Below are 11,980 nucleotides of genomic sequence, written 5' to 3'. Positions count from 1 at the left end.
AACGCCTTCCCGCAGGGTAGGAACGCAGAGGTTCGCTGAGTAAGATTGTTTATAATTAAGATAATTATTTGATAAATGGAGGAAATTATGCCAGAAGTTGCTAATTATCATCAAGAAGTGAGTAATCGCATATCACCAATCGTTGAAAAGCTAATTAAAGGTAATAGCTTATATCAAGCTAAGTTAAACCAACAGGAAATGATAGAAATGTTAGTAGAACTCTTTGGACAGTTATCACTAGAGGAAATGAGGCCTATAACCGAGCATGAACTGACACGCAGAATTGATAAGATTCTTGTCTTAGAAGCGGTTTCTGGTACGTTAAATGATTTGACCCCAGAGCAAATCAAAATGTACGATGATGCAGTAAAGCGAAAATAGACAAAGTGGCTTATTTATTAGATACAAATATTGTTAGTTACATTTTGAGGAGAAATGCAACTGTTAGTAGGAAACTACGGGATGCTAATCGTTCAGGACAAGAAGTTTTTATCAGTTGTATAACTTATTATGAAGTTAAAAGAGGGCTTTTGTATGTAAATGCTACGAGGCAAATAGCAGAATTTAATCAGTTTTATAGAAAATATGAAGTTTTATTCTTGGATGATATAGAAATTATTGAGAGAGCATGTGAAATTCATGTGGATTTACAACGTAGGGGTTTGAAGATACAAGAACAAGATATATTGATAGCGGCTACGGCAATTACACGCGGATTAATTCTAGTTTCTAACGATTTTGATTTGCTGAGAGTGCAGGGAATTAATTTAGAGCATTGGGCAAGAACAGAACCTTGAGTTTGAGAGAATATCACTCTGGCAAGAACTGACTTAGTATATTTAAGGATGCAACACTAAAAATTTATTAAATATACTAACCGGACTCTCAATGGAATCTTTGGAATCGCTTTTTAAACAACATCCTCCTGCACTTACACCAATTTACTTTACTGGAGAACCTAATCAACCTATCCAACTTTATCAAGGTTCCTTAAAAATTAGTCAAGAAGGAACTGTATATGAAGGAAGTGGTACTGTTTTCTTTGAATGGCTGCCGTCTCCCGATGTTAAGTTCCTATTTTTAAAATCAAATGATGAGTCTCTTCTTAAACTTGAACTTGGTAAAGGTAATCTAAACCTTTCAGAAATCCAAAGTTCTGCTGAAGTTTGGATTTCTAGTATTCCTATCGACTTTGATCATCAAAGTGGAGATATTTCAGGTACTCTAAATAAGCCAGCAATATTAAGTTCGGAAAATAATTTATCACATATACTCTTTCACCTAACCAACTTTCATAAATTTAACGGGATGGCTATATCAACACCAAGGCAAATTTGGCGGGGTAGGCTTATATTAAAAGCTGAGAGTTGGAGTGTTTCCATTGACAGCCTGCAAAACCTCGGAGATATTATAAAGTCTCTTAAATCAAAAGGAGGCTACGCTATAACTCATGTGGGGACGCTCGAACGTTCCGATAAAAAGCCTTTTGCCACAGAGGAAGCTGATGATGTATTGGAAGCTTTGCATTGGTTTCTCTCTTTTTCTAGAGGCTTTAGGACTTCTCCCATCCTATTAGTCGGTTATGACAACAGAGGGGAAAAGGTTTGGGAAAACTGTACTTCGGCTTATACAACATCACCCTGGCAAAGTGTGCATTCGTGGTTTGCAGATTCACAAGATTCTTGCAGTCTCAGTAAACTTTTTCCAGGTTTCCTTAATCGCTGGCGAAGTACTACTTGGAATCAGCCGATAAGGTTTGCAATCCATTGGTATTTGGCAAGTATTGCTCAAGCAGGAGATGTACAAGGTTCCATTGTTTTGATGCAAGCTGCTTTTGAAATCCTTGCTTGGACTCTTCTAGTGGAAGAAAAAGCTATCATCAGTCAACAAGGATTTGAAAAACTTGCAGCAGCTGATCAACTAAGACTCCTCCTTTCACAGTGTGGTGTCCCGCTAAAAATACCTGACAGCTTAACTGAATTGGTTAAAGCCTCAAAAGAAAAAGAATTAAATTGGGTTGATGGGGCACAGGCTTTAACAGAGATACGCAATGCAATCGTTCATCCTAATCCAAAAAAGCGTCAAAAATATCTTAACCGACCCTTTCCAGAACAAATAGATGCTTATAAACTTGGCTTATGGTATTTAGAACTGATTCTGTTAAATCTTTTTGAGTACAAAGGTGAGTACTTCAACCGTATAGCAAATAAAGATTTTTATCAGGAAAATATCGAAGCTGTTCCTTGGGTTTAAAAATAAGCTGAAGCGATGGGTGTGGAATTAGGAATTTGGCAAGTCCGCTATCAGAATATAGAATTACCTTGGTTGCGCTGGTGGAATAATCAAGGTGATTTTCTAAAAACAGATGGGAGGGGAGCGATCGCAGCAAACAGAAGCGCGATCGCAACGCCTGGCCGCTAAACTAAGAGAATTGAATATTAACCCCGCTAGTTAGTTTAATTATTTTGTCAACTATCTTTAGATAGATAGAGTAAACAGTACACAATTGATCATCAGAAATCGCTTGCTAGTACTAAAAAAATTAAACTTTCATACCTAAAAATTTACATTGCATTTTTAGTCCATTCTGTCAATGTGTAATCTTTAGTATCGCCTAATGAATCAGCAAGGCCCTCTGAAGACTTAATTTATATTCATGCTTTCAGGTGATGCAGTTATGACTTTATAAATGCGATTATGTATATGTCCTCAAACAATAGATAGTTGCTGTTGTCCAATTGAAAAAATATGGTTTTCTCTGACTCCAGTAACTTTAGATTTATCTAATTGTTTGATGTTTTGAGAAGGTAACACAATGAATAATATCCTAAAGCGCACACTTCTACCCAGCCTCATGGCTGCAAGTTTAGCTGGTGTGACATTAGTTCCCGCTAAACCGGCTGCTGCTGATGACCAAGTATTAAGAGATGCAGGTATTGGGGCTGTTACCAATGTAGTCACCGGAGCAGTTAGAGGAAAGCGTAATGTATTAAACAATGCTGTAAGAGGTGGTATCACTGGTGCAGCTGTTAATGGTGCAAATGGTCTGAGAAACAATCGCCGTAATCGGAGCGTTGTTCAAGATGTCGGAGTCGGTGCAGGCGCTAGCGCAGTAACTGGCGTAATTACTGGCAATAAGAAAGATACCCTTGGGAATGCTGTTGATGGTGCAGCTGTAGGTGCAGCAATCCATCTGCTAACCAAATAAATAATTCGTAAATTCATCAGCTAAAATACTTCCCAATTGCTAACGGGTTGCTTTGTAAATACTACGAACTTATCCCTCCCCTAATTCCTCTCCTTCTACGATGAGTAAACACAGCCCCCTTTCCCTAGTAGGGAAAGGGGGCTGTTGGGTTAGATTTATATTGGGATATATGCCACCATTAGGTTGAGATGACTTTAAACTTAATAGTAAAATCTAGCCCTTCAACGCCTTTCTAAAGTTTCGACGATAGGATTGATTTGTAATAAACAAAGCTGGCCATAGCAAAGACAAACCAATGCGATTGGTCAAACTTGGATTAAAATTAGTCCGTCCAAACCCATTCCAAAACTTCCAAACGCCGCCTCCGTAAACTACTATCAAGGCAAAAATAATAAAGTTACCCATTCCTATCAACTCCGTTAGTAACTGACAGAATTTAAGTTAAGTTTTACCACACGAGGTAAGCACTACATCAGCAATACCGAGAAGGTATGACTAAACTCCTTAGCGTGGAACATCTAAGTTAGTTAAACACACATTCTCTTATTCCAGTGTAGATTAGCCTCACGCATCGCAGCTAGTTATGACTGGTGGCCACCTAACTCAAAGGACGTAAAAGCGTTATTTATAGGGTGTTTGGGCAATAGATGTTCCTTGTATAACAGTTAAGGCTTTAGTTTCTAAGACAGAACAGCATTTTAAAACGCCTAAGAGATTAGGATTAGTTTCTTACTGTAGCTTTAATGAAATTTTTTTGCTATCGATTGCGACGGGATAAACCAAAGATTCATAGCAATATGTTCCGGTGTCAATGCTGATTGCTTCAGTACAAAAAAGTCTATCCCATATTTCTGAATGAAATTTTGTAGTTCTCTTTACCTCAAGAATTGACTCAAATCTGCCTAGCAAAATTCGGCGGATTATCCTTATGCCTCATCTACCCAATAAAGATAATATCGTTCAGTATCCACCCAGGCTTTCTGAAAATCTTTGATTGGAACAATTTTCAAATCATTTCGGTTGACATTCAGTTTACGATTTAAAATGAGCAAAATTTTCTTTTGCTCATCTTGATTTTTGAGTAGAGAATTAATTTGGCTTAATATCTCAGTTTGTTCGACATCTTTACGGCCAGTTTTAAATAAGGTAAAGCTTCCCATTTTTTGAATCTCAGGATAGTAAAGCTTTCGATTGAGATAACCCGATAACGGAGCCATATTTGCATCTCGACTGGCAACAATAAACTCATTAGCTAACCCAGCTTTTTGAATATATTGAACTGTTTCCAGACTGGCAGAAAATGGTACAACTAAATCTCTTGAAAAACTATAAATACCTCCCAAAAACTGGACATAAAGAATTAGCATTAAAACGATATTATGCCATTTATGAATAAATATAATTGAATTTGGACGAACAGAAAATTTATTGAGTAGAACTAGAGACTCTTGATAATAACTTCCCAGCCATAAAGCCGCTATTAGAACTAAATATAAATGTCCAAAATGCCGAGGCATACCTATAAATCTGAAGTATGTAAAGGCAAATATTACAGAATTACCTATAATGTAGAAAAGCAATGGTACTGGTTTTTTAGATAATTTAATTAAGGTTAAAATTACAATTAATAGAGCAATTGTTGCACATATAATTAAATCCAGCCATTTTTTATGTTGAGGAATAATTAATAAATAAGCACCAAATATTCTACTTATACTTCTCAATAAATGACGGAGGTCTAATTTTGTTAACCAACCATTATTCAACCCACCATGAAGATAACTATCTGTTGGAGGAGTAATAATATAAATGCATAAAAGAAAAGAAAAGATGAGAATTACAATACTTAAAAATAAATCGTATTTTTGGCTTTGACTAAAATACTGCCGACGATGTTCACTATCAAAACAAAATTCAGCTAGCAAAGTCAATGATAAAGAGAATGATACCAATAAACCATAAGCACTACTATTTGCTAGTAAACCTAATAAAATTGCCAAATAAGTATAAGTTCTTTTTCTAGATGCAAAAAATGTACAGAATGCAAAAACAAATAACATACTAAAGGCATAGTTTCGAGAAATTAAAAGATATTCATAAAAAGGAAAGAAACCAAAGGAAAAAAGAAATTTTTGTTGATAGTTAAAAGGACTATATAGGCAAAAAAGAGTAACCGAAACAACAGTAATTGCCAAATGAAAAATTTGCATAATAATAGGATTATCGACTATTTTTCTCAGAAGTTCCAGAGAAAAATACCATAGAAGAGGATGACCTTCATAACGAATATTTGCAATCAAATCCCCTAAAGATTCACTATCTCTGACAATGAGCCAGGGATTTAGTTCATCTCGCCACATGGAATGGTTGAGAATACCTATTAAACCAAGAACAGAAAAAATAATGATAATAAACCAAGGAGAATGAAAAGGTAATCTCGAAGTATATGTGATGAGTTTCTTGTTTAGCATTGTTAGGTAAAAATCTTTCTAAAAATGCTATCACAATCTGAGAGACAACTGATTCATCAAAATCTTATGTTGATTCTTTAAGTATTTAGACAAGTGGATTTTTTCTGATTTCTACTTATAACTTTCTGGTATACCTACTGGTGATAAACCCGCGATCGCTCGCAAGTTTTGGCAACGAATCAACTCGGTAAAATTTAAACCAGAACGCCCTTCAATTTTGGCTACCGCTTCAATTGCAGATAACAGGTGCTGCGCTGCTTCAGCTTCTGAATAACCACGTCGTTGTGCTATGCGAATTGCTGCTGCATCTGCATTTAACTCTGATTCTTGAGACTTATTAGTGCGCCAGATCCGAAAAGCAGCGATCGCACTTAATCCCCCGGCTACGGCTACACCCACCACATCTGATTGTGCTGCTTCTAATAATCCGCCTAACAGCCCCGCCAGTACTACGCCTTGATAAATGTCGGGTTTAAACCACTTCACCCCCGTCAACCAGCTAACTATCTGCAACAGCAGCAAGTCTCGTTGCGGCTTGGTCAGACGACGCCACAAATCAAAATTAATATATATCGGTCGCGCCTGATTCCAGGGTTGGGGAAAGGAGGCGTCAATGACTTTTGCCTGTTCTGGCTTACTAACGATTTTTGTCGTCATCCGACCAGAGGCAGGCATCACATCTAACAAACGGCGAATTTCAACATTTGGCTCCATAAATTTAATTATTAGCCATAATGTGCATGGTAACTATTTTAGTTGTCATTCGTGTTAACCTTTGATTTGTGAGATGCGATCGCAGTCTTTCTAAATGGTTGTTCTATTAGTAAAAAACTCAATAAATGGCGAGAAAGTGAATAGATTCAGATGAAGCCATAAGAATATTGATTCAGCAGACTGAATTCTGACTCCTGACTCCTGAATTCTGTTCGATAACCATTGCTACTACACTTGTAACAACATGGACGCTTTTGCTACCCTTCCACCTGAATGGACAAATAAGGCAATACATGCGAATGACTTTTGCTGTCCTAATTGCCACTCAAGTAGCCGAGAAGCTGAAAAGGTTTGGCTAAATCGGCGATCGCCTGTATTTACAGAAGACCGTCGTCGCAAATGGCAAGAGTTTTACTACTGTCACTGTGCCTCTGTGTGGTGGGCTTGGAGTAGCGATCGCCCCCCAAAAGATATATCCAATCAGCCAGATTATAATCCTACATAGTTAATTTTCTTCCTAAACAAAACCCCACATTTACGTGGGGTTTTGTTCATCTAATTTTCCGCTTTATCGAAACACGATTCAGGAATCAAATTTCATCACCAATTTTAGAAGGTGAAGGTAGTACGTAGAGTACCTACATAGATGGTATCGTTAGCGTCGTTATGCTCTGGATTGAAGATTACTAATACGCCAGGAGTTATCTGAATATTATCGGAAAGCTTGAACTTGTAAAGACCCTCTAAGTGATAAGAGGTACTCTCGTCTAAATCAACGTTGGTGCCGACATTTTTTATGCTGCCACCAGTAACTTTGGGTGGTTGACCAAAGATAACACCTAAGACGTTGCCTTCTCCACCAAAATCTCTCAAAGCAAGCGCTCCAGCCCAGTACCAAACCTCTGCGTCTGCACCCGCATTAATGCCAGTCTTAGCATCAGCAGTTGTATAACCTCCCCAACCGCTAACAGCCAACGTGCGGCTAAATTGGAAGCTAGCCTGTACACCGTAATTGTTGGATTCGGTGCGACTACCAATCCCAAACGGATTATTGGCAAAGGCGCTACCTGTACTTTGGAAAAGGCTGTTGGCAGCATTCCCAGCGAAGTAACTACGGGCGTAAGTTAAACCAATATTGAAAGCTTTGCTGGGTTGGAAAGATAACTGACCAAAGATGGTGTTATCACCATCAAACAGCCCATTACTAAGACCGGGATTATTAGCACCAAAGATACCACCAGTACCACTGGTAGGTGCTAAATAAGCACCAGTCAAACTGAGAGGGCCGCCAGGATTGAAAGTAACAGTCAGACCAGCACCATTTTGACCTTGACGATAAATCGGGCTAAAACGTCCATAGCGAGAGAGTGCACCTTTACCAGAACTAGCAAAGTCAGGGTTGAAGTTATTGACATTCTCCCATAACTCTCCACCACTAGCGTCAACTTTGACACGTAGCGCGTTAGCAAAGTTGAAAGCATAGTTGACTTTATCAACCACAACCGAGTTGGCGCTATCTCCATCAAAACTCAAGCGGGTCATGTTAGTACCAGAACCAGTAGCGGCTGTAGTAGCGGTTGCAGCAGTACCAGCATTAGAAACGATATTGCCAGCATTCAAACGGATTTGCAACTGGTCTGTACCAGTGAAACTGCTGTACAAGTTCAAACGCACCCGGTCAGAAAAAGTGGTGTTATAGTTCAAGTCTTGAGTTGAATTCCCGGCAGCAACTGCTCTATTGTCACCAAAAACATCAGATACGGCGAAAATTCCTTCCCCAACCAACTTAGTAGTAGTAGAGAACTGATTAGCTTCCAACTCAGCAGTGCGGGCTTCTAATCCATCCACGCGACCGCGCAGGGTTGCTAGTTCAGCAGAAAATTCTTCTTGTAAGCGCTGTAAAGTAGCCAGGTCTTGTTTAGTAACCAAATCAGCAGTAGCTGTAGCAATGAGTTCGTTAACCCGGTCTAAACAGGAATTCAAACCTGCGGCAAATTCATAACGGGTCAAAGCACGGTTACCACGATAGGTACTGTTGGGATAACCTGCAATACAGCCGTAGCGTTCAACTAGAGATTGTAAAGCTTGGAATGCCCAATCTGTGGGCTGCACATCCGAAAATTGCGAAACTGATGTTACCTGGCTCATGCTGTTAGAATCTTGAGCTTCAGATAACTGGGCAACATTTGTTACCTCTTCGTTGACTTCAGCAGCTACAGCACTGTTAGCAGCGAAAAATGCAGCAGCTAAAACAACTGGACTAACCTTACAAAGATTCCAGAATGCTTTTTTCATGTTATTACTCTCACTCACACCTACATAATCCAGTCCTGATAAAATGCTTAAAACACTTTATTTTCAGGAGTTTCACACACAATCACAGTGATGATTATACCTTTACACTGTGATAAATACAAGCCCTTTAATTTAGTGCTGAACTATAATTTTGAATTATTTTATTTGGTAACCTCAAAATAATGCGGCGTTTGTGACGTAAAACTGTTCCTTCTTCCTCCAACTGTTGTAGGAGCCGGGTAACTGTTACTCGCGTGGTATTTAACACTTCAGCAATATCTTGATGGGTAACATTTAGATCAATTAGCTTACCCTTATCTACATCACGTCCAAATTTTTCACTTAACCACACTAAAAACTGCCATAAGCGTAGCGAAATTGGTTTTCGATGTACAATGCTTAGTAGATTTTCTGACTGTTGAATATGAGACAACAAAGCATTAATATCTTGATACCACAAATGAGGTGGCACAATGCTTATTTCTACGCCTGTGAGACATTGAATCTGGTAGGGCTTGACCCTAGACAACGGATAGCCAATCAGATCCCCTAGTCCCCAATAACCAAGAGTGATGAATGTTCCATCTTCACCCCATGTTAAGGTACGGACTGCACCGTGTTCAATCCGCCAAAGTACATCATTTTGAAGCGGAATTACTTCCCTACGGCTAAATATCTGCTGGGGTAGTCCACTTAAAACAGAGCTATTTGACAGGACAGAAGAGTTTGAAGTAGGAGTTGTAGAATACATCATTAACCGTAACTACATAATTATCAGGGAATCTTCGCTATTTACAATCATTAAGAAACTCTAATAATTTGTATAAAATTTTACCTATATAGTAGTTGACAGTGTATTCTTCTCAATTAGAGCTAGAGACTAACTCAAATTTTTTTTTGGAAACAACTTATAGATTGAGGTATTTATCAGGAAGATAGACCGGAATTTTTCAGTTGTTTATCTGTTACTTTAATTGTGCAAGTTTAAGAATAGGTAAGCTTTTAGTAAAATATTTAGTTAACTTATTTTTAATTATTTAGTATTTTCTTAAGATTCAGGAGATACGTAGGCACAAATATAGGAATATTTAAATTGCACAAGCTGGGCAGCCAAGATACCCACCCCACAAAAGTTATATTTAATTCGATTATGCAAATTAGATGTTTTTTAGCTTACTAAGTCCCTTGAGTCGTCAGCCTTTGTTTGTAGAGGTAGTGGCTAAAGCTTGTGGACTGATGAAGCTTCAATTAAGAGCGTTGACCGGTGACAATATATGATACCCTTTGACCGATATTAGTGGCATGATCTGCCATGCGTTCCAGACAACGAATTGCTAGTGCTAGCAGTACAATAGGCTCGACTACACCAGGCACATCGCGTTGTTGGGCTAAAGTCTGATAAACGCGATCATACGCATCGTCTACAGTATCATCTAGGCGCTTTAAACGGCGTCCACCAGCTTCATCTAAATCTCCCAAAGCCTTCAAGCTAGTTGCTAGCATTGACTGCGCGTGAAGAGACATAGCTTCAATGTCGGGCATTGCCGAATGAGGCGCGTAAGGAAAAATTTTAATCGCAATCTCAGCTAAATCCTCAGCATAATCGCCAATGCGCTCTAAGTCGCGTACCAGCTGCATAAAGGCACTCAAGCAGCGCAAATCTTGAGCCGTAGGCGCTTGCAGCGTCATAATCGCCGTACAGTCTGATTCGATTTGTCTATAAAAGCGATCGATCTTTTTATCTAATCGCGGAAGTTCCTCAGCTGCTGTTAAGTTACGAGCAAATAACGCTTGGTGGCTGAGGCGAAATGATTGTTCTACCAAAGCACCCATGCGTAAGACATCCCGTTCTAAGCGCCTAATGGCGCGTGCGAGTTCGGGTCTTTGAGGATTAGGACTGTAACGGACAGCTTTCACACTTGTTATCTCAAAGGTGAAGATTACTATTAACTATAGTCTTGGCTTAAAGAGTTTGCCATAACTTCACAAAACTGGAGTTGCATCCACGCACCACCAGTTTCTGGATGGTTCATAGCTTTGATTGAACCACCGTGGGCGAGAATAATTTGCTCAACGATCGCTAATCCTAATCCATTGCCAACGATCGCCCCTATAGAGTTACCATCTTGTGGAGAATGGGTTCGCGCTTTATCTCCTCGATAAAATCGCTCAAAAACATGGGGTAAATCTGCCTCAGAAAATCCGACTCCAGAATCAATAAGATTTATTTCGAGAATTGGGGAAGCAGCATCATTATCCTTTGTTGATAAAATTTTCGCTTCAATGTGAATACTTGTACTAGGAAGACTGTACTTAATGCTATTGTCTAGCAAGTTGAGAAAAACCTGGTACATACGGGCTTGATCTGCTTTAATCCAAACATTTTCTGGGCCAGAATAAGAAAGAGACAAATGTTGACGCACTGCTAAGGGTTCTAGTGTTTCCCAAACTGATGTAATTAGCGATCGCAATTCTACAGTTTTGGCTTGCAATTGCATGTTTGGGTTTGCTTCCATTTGGGTGAGGTCTAGCCAGGTTTGCACCAAGTTAATCAGTCGGTCAACTTCTTGCATTAGGCGGTTAACCCAGCGATTTAAAGGTGGTTCCAAGCGGGTTTGTAAGGTTTCCGCAACCAAGCGAATCGACGTTAGTGGCGTTCTGAGTTCGTGTGCTAAATCAGAAAAATAGCGATCGCGTACTTGATTTATATCTAATAGGGGTTGACGATTTTCTAAAAAGACTCCAACTTGTCCATTGGGCAAAGGCAAGCTAGATGCCCGCAAAGCCAAAGATTTTATTGTTGCCATCTCTGCCGCATCATCACAAGATGGATGAAATATCCATTCTCCTGTCTGTGGTTTTTGCAAATCACGAGTTTGCTCAATTAAATGGTCAAGTTCATAAGACCTTACCAACTCCAGTAACAAGCGCACCTGTTCTGGTTGCCAGTGCAGATACAAAATTTCCTGCGCCTGTTGATTGCACCATAGCAGTTGATTTTCCTCATCTACCTGCAAATATCCAACTGGTGCAAAATCTAGCAGGTCTTGGTAAGTTTGCAATGACTGCTGCAAATCTTGTCGGTTCTGCTTCACCATCGCTATTTCCTGCCGCAATCCAGGAATCAGCAGCAGTCCCATCTTGTAAGAATGCGAGGTTAACGGCCGGAGTAAGCGCCCCAGGTAACGGTTAAGTTGAACCTGTTGCCAAACCCAAAACCCAATGCCTACCGCTAAACCCAGAAAAAATCCCAATAAAAGCATTTGAGTTGTTAGTTTCTTCGTGACTACTA

At 39.3% G+C, this 11,980-nt stretch carries 13 protein-coding genes; 6 read left to right on the top strand and 7 right to left on the bottom strand.

Annotation, left to right across the window (positions count from 1 at the left end; translation table 11 throughout):
* Positions 1 to 87 precede the first annotated feature (87 nt).
* The 5 genes from LC608_RS14520 (at position 88) to LC608_RS14500 (ending at position 3,208) form a co-directional block, all read left to right on the top strand.
* Positions 88 to 381, top strand: a complete 294-nt coding sequence (locus tag LC608_RS14520) for a hypothetical protein (RefSeq protein ID WP_229554220.1) — start codon at positions 88 to 90, stop codon at positions 379 to 381.
* Positions 382 to 386: 5 nt separating this feature from the next.
* A complete protein-coding gene (locus LC608_RS14515) occupies positions 387 to 797 on the top strand; it encodes a type II toxin-antitoxin system VapC family toxin (protein WP_229554219.1) in 411 nt (136 codons plus the stop codon).
* Between the two features lie 91 nt (positions 798 to 888).
* Positions 889 to 2,253, top strand: coding sequence for a hypothetical protein (locus LC608_RS14510; protein WP_229554218.1), 1,365 nt, complete (start codon positions 889 to 891; stop codon positions 2,251 to 2,253).
* A 15-nt stretch (positions 2,254 to 2,268) separates the two neighbouring features.
* On the top strand, positions 2,269 to 2,421 hold the full coding sequence (locus LC608_RS14505) for a hypothetical protein (protein ID WP_308189874.1): 153 nt from the start codon (positions 2,269 to 2,271) through the stop codon (positions 2,419 to 2,421).
* A gap of 394 nt (positions 2,422 to 2,815) precedes the next feature.
* Positions 2,816 to 3,208 (top strand): hypothetical protein, encoded by a 393-nt coding sequence (locus LC608_RS14500; RefSeq protein WP_229554217.1) that lies wholly within the window; start codon positions 2,816 to 2,818, stop codon positions 3,206 to 3,208.
* A 213-nt stretch (positions 3,209 to 3,421) separates the two neighbouring features.
* Here LC608_RS14500 and LC608_RS14495 read toward each other — a convergent pair whose 3' ends face one another.
* The 3 genes from LC608_RS14495 to LC608_RS14485 all read right to left on the bottom strand — a co-directional run bounded on the left by LC608_RS14495 (position 3,422) and on the right by LC608_RS14485 (position 6,393).
* Positions 3,422 to 3,613, bottom strand: coding sequence for a hypothetical protein (locus tag LC608_RS14495; RefSeq protein WP_229554216.1), 192 nt, complete (start codon positions 3,611 to 3,613; stop codon positions 3,422 to 3,424).
* A 521-nt stretch (positions 3,614 to 4,134) separates the two neighbouring features.
* Positions 4,135 to 5,679 carry a hypothetical protein gene (locus LC608_RS14490; RefSeq protein ID WP_229554215.1) on the bottom strand — a complete coding sequence of 515 codons (1,545 nt, stop codon included), beginning with the start codon at positions 5,677 to 5,679 and terminating at the stop codon, positions 4,135 to 4,137.
* 111 nt (positions 5,680 to 5,790) lie between these two features.
* The gene (locus LC608_RS14485; protein ID WP_229554214.1) at positions 5,791 to 6,393 is read right to left on the bottom strand and encodes a DUF3318 domain-containing protein; all 603 of its coding nucleotides are present in this window, start codon (positions 6,391 to 6,393) and stop codon (positions 5,791 to 5,793) included.
* A 244-nt stretch (positions 6,394 to 6,637) separates the two neighbouring features.
* Here LC608_RS14485 and LC608_RS14480 point away from each other — a divergent pair, with 244 nt between their 5' ends.
* Positions 6,638 to 6,898 carry a hypothetical protein gene (locus LC608_RS14480; RefSeq protein WP_229554213.1) on the top strand — a complete coding sequence of 87 codons (261 nt, stop codon included), beginning with the start codon at positions 6,638 to 6,640 and terminating at the stop codon, positions 6,896 to 6,898.
* 104 nt (positions 6,899 to 7,002) lie between these two features.
* Here LC608_RS14480 and LC608_RS14475 read toward each other — a convergent pair whose 3' ends face one another.
* The 4 genes from LC608_RS14475 to LC608_RS14460 form a co-directional block, all read right to left on the bottom strand.
* Positions 7,003 to 8,688 carry an iron uptake porin gene (locus tag LC608_RS14475; RefSeq protein WP_229554212.1) on the bottom strand — a complete coding sequence of 562 codons (1,686 nt, stop codon included), beginning with the start codon at positions 8,686 to 8,688 and terminating at the stop codon, positions 7,003 to 7,005.
* A gap of 127 nt (positions 8,689 to 8,815) precedes the next feature.
* Positions 8,816 to 9,442, bottom strand: a complete 627-nt coding sequence (locus LC608_RS14470; protein ID WP_229554211.1) for a Crp/Fnr family transcriptional regulator — start codon at positions 9,440 to 9,442, stop codon at positions 8,816 to 8,818.
* Positions 9,443 to 9,936: 494 nt separating this feature from the next.
* Positions 9,937 to 10,605 carry a phosphate signaling complex protein PhoU gene (gene phoU, locus LC608_RS14465; RefSeq protein ID WP_229554210.1) on the bottom strand — a complete coding sequence of 223 codons (669 nt, stop codon included), beginning with the start codon at positions 10,603 to 10,605 and terminating at the stop codon, positions 9,937 to 9,939.
* A 29-nt stretch (positions 10,606 to 10,634) separates the two neighbouring features.
* Positions 10,635 to 11,951 carry a cell wall metabolism sensor histidine kinase WalK gene (locus LC608_RS14460; RefSeq protein WP_229554209.1) on the bottom strand — a complete coding sequence of 439 codons (1,317 nt, stop codon included), beginning with the start codon at positions 11,949 to 11,951 and terminating at the stop codon, positions 10,635 to 10,637.
* Positions 11,952 to 11,980: the final 29 nt, after the last annotated feature.

This window comes from Nostoc sp. XA010 (assembly GCF_020829625.1).
GTDB lineage: Bacteria > Cyanobacteriota > Cyanobacteriia > Cyanobacteriales > Nostocaceae > Nostoc.
This window is presented reverse-complemented; position numbering and strand designations above follow the sequence as displayed.

What these genes read in the sequence shown, in the direction of transcription:
- LC608_RS14520 (WP_229554220.1), top strand. Translation starts at nt 88, where the DNA reads ATGCCAGAAGTTGCTAATTATCATCAAGAAGTGAGTAATCGCATATCA.
- LC608_RS14510 (WP_229554218.1), top strand. Translation starts at nt 889, where the DNA reads ATGGAATCTTTGGAATCGCTTTTTAAACAACATCCTCCTGCACTTACA.
- LC608_RS14505 (WP_308189874.1), top strand. Translation starts at nt 2,269, where the DNA reads ATGGGTGTGGAATTAGGAATTTGGCAAGTCCGCTATCAGAATATAGAA.
- LC608_RS14500 (WP_229554217.1), top strand. Translation starts at nt 2,816, where the DNA reads ATGAATAATATCCTAAAGCGCACACTTCTACCCAGCCTCATGGCTGCA.
- LC608_RS14495 (WP_229554216.1), bottom strand. Translation starts at nt 3,613, where the DNA reads ATGGGTAACTTTATTATTTTTGCCTTGATAGTAGTTTACGGAGGCGGC.
- LC608_RS14490 (WP_229554215.1), bottom strand. Translation starts at nt 5,679, where the DNA reads ATGCTAAACAAGAAACTCATCACATATACTTCGAGATTACCTTTTCAT.
- LC608_RS14485 (WP_229554214.1), bottom strand. Translation starts at nt 6,393, where the DNA reads ATGGAGCCAAATGTTGAAATTCGCCGTTTGTTAGATGTGATGCCTGCC.
- LC608_RS14480 (WP_229554213.1), top strand. Translation starts at nt 6,638, where the DNA reads ATGGACGCTTTTGCTACCCTTCCACCTGAATGGACAAATAAGGCAATA.
- LC608_RS14475 (WP_229554212.1), bottom strand. Translation starts at nt 8,688, where the DNA reads ATGAAAAAAGCATTCTGGAATCTTTGTAAGGTTAGTCCAGTTGTTTTA.
- LC608_RS14470 (WP_229554211.1), bottom strand. Translation starts at nt 9,442, where the DNA reads ATGATGTATTCTACAACTCCTACTTCAAACTCTTCTGTCCTGTCAAAT.
- LC608_RS14460 (WP_229554209.1), bottom strand. Translation starts at nt 11,951, where the DNA reads ATGCTTTTATTGGGATTTTTTCTGGGTTTAGCGGTAGGCATTGGGTTT.